This window comes from Bianquea renquensis, assembly GCF_014384895.1.
GTDB lineage: Bacteria > Bacillota > Clostridia > Lachnospirales > Bianqueaceae > Bianquea > Bianquea renquensis.
This window is the reverse complement of record NZ_JACRSQ010000077.1, coordinates 1-1,850: the sequence shown is the minus strand read 5'-3', so window position 1 is coordinate 1,850 and position 1,850 is coordinate 1. Positions and strand designations below refer to the sequence as shown.

1 protein-coding gene is annotated in these 1,850 nt (G+C 47.2%); it reads right to left on the bottom strand.

What is annotated here, in order from left to right:
• Positions 1-86 precede the first annotated feature (86 nt).
• Complete coding sequence (gene ltrA / locus H8730_RS17235) at positions 87-1,367, bottom strand: group II intron reverse transcriptase/maturase (RefSeq protein WP_249290284.1); 1,281 nt, start codon at positions 1,365-1,367, stop codon at positions 87-89.
• Positions 1,368-1,850: the final 483 nt, after the last annotated feature.

Here is a 1,850-nt window from a genome sequence, read left to right as displayed (position 1 = left end):
AATCGAGTAGGAGGTAGGCGATTATTTCGCCTACCGACCTCTCACACCACCGTGCGTACCGTTCGGTACACGGCGGTTCAATCAACTTAACAGGTAACGCACCTTGCGGTGTAGTAGTCCAACATTGAGATTAGTCCAAACTTCGCCAGCCGCTCATTGTTTATACATTTACAAATATTCCAGCTCTTACATACTCTAGCATATCCTTTTGCATAGGATATTCCGTGCGCTGACCGTTTGTTTAATCCCAGTTTTATTAACATCTTTTCCCTGTTCTTCGGCCTTTTCCAATGTTTCCAAATACACATCCGCATGCGGTATCTGATATTTCCGTCCAGTCTTGCACACAGTCCTTTCATGTTCCCGATTTTGAAGTAGTTTATCCATCCCCGGATAAGCTGGTTGAGTTTCTGCACCTTATAGGCGTTGCTTACTCCCCAGCTTCTGCATGTCAGCTTCCTAATCTGTGCCTTTAACTTCTCTACCGCTTTTGGGTGTGGCCTGGCTTTATATCCTTTGGCAAATGGGTCAAAGTAAAACCCAAATCCTAGATACTTGATACCTTTTGGCTTATCAACCTTGCTCTTTTCAGCATTTACTTTCAGTCCCAGCTTTTCCTCGATAAATCGGGTGACACTCTTCATTACTCGTTCTGCCGCCTGTTTGCTTCCCACCATTATAATAAGGTCGTCCGCATATCGGACGAAATCCAGCCCTCTTGCTTCCAGCTCTTTGTCCAGTTCGTTTAGCATGATATTCGCTAACAGCGGTGATATATTTCCTCCCTGTGGCGTGCCGACTATCGTATCTTCATACTCATCATCAATCATTACCCCACTGACTAGGATTTTCCTCACCACCGAGATAACATCTCCGTCCTTTATCGTCCGTCCGAAGATTGTCATCAGTTTGTCATGGTCTACTGTGTCAAAGAACTTTGCTAGGTCGATGTCCACTATCCAGCTGTGTCCGTCATTCATCATTTCCAATGCCTTAAGGACTGCCTGCTGTGCACATCTGTCAGGTCTGAATCCGTAACTGTGGTCATGGAACTGCTCCTCAAATATCGGTGTAAGCACCTGTGCTACCGCCTGTTGTACGAAGCGGTCAATTACTGTTGGCACTCCAAGTTTTCTTACGCCACCGTCTGCCTTCGGTATCTCCACCCTCCGCACAGGTTGCGGTTTATATTTTCTTGTCCGCAACTGGTCCTTGATGTTTTCGCCGTTTTCCGAAAGGTAATCGCCAAGTTCGTCTACGGTCATTCCGTCTACACCTGCCGCTCCTTTGTTTCTTACGACTTGCAGATATGCCGCATTGAGATTTTCTTTGCTTAGTATCTGCTCCATGAGACTACTTGTGTCCATGCGTTGTTTCCTTTCTGCCCCTTTTGCCTCTGCCGCCTTTGACGTTATCGACAGGCGTATGCTCCGGCTACGAAGTGGAACGTACTTCAACTAATTGATTGTTCAGCCCTTCGCTCCATTCCCATTACAGGAACTTCTTCACTACTATGGCTTCTGCTGACTTCTCACAGTTCGTTGTTACTACGGCTAATGAGACCGCCTGTGAGATCTCCCCAGTTAAGGTGCGTACTCTTTCCCTCCATGTACCTGCCGCATTTACTCGTACTTCCAGCAACTTTTGGACTTCAGTGTCTTTTGCCACCTTATCCGTATTTCCGAGCCTTTTATGCGGTTCCTGTCCGTCAGGTCAGAGGTTTGCTTACAGCTTCTTTCAGATTCCACCTCGCGATGGACACCCTTGCTGTTCGGCTATGTGCTTCGTCGTTGCCTACGCGCACTCGGGACTTTCACCCGTTAGAGAACGCCCATGCTGGGCAAACAAAA

What these genes read in the sequence shown, in the direction of transcription:
- ltrA (WP_249290284.1), bottom strand. Translation starts at nt 1,367, where the DNA reads ATGGACACAAGTAGTCTCATGGAGCAGATACTAAGCAAAGAAAATCTC.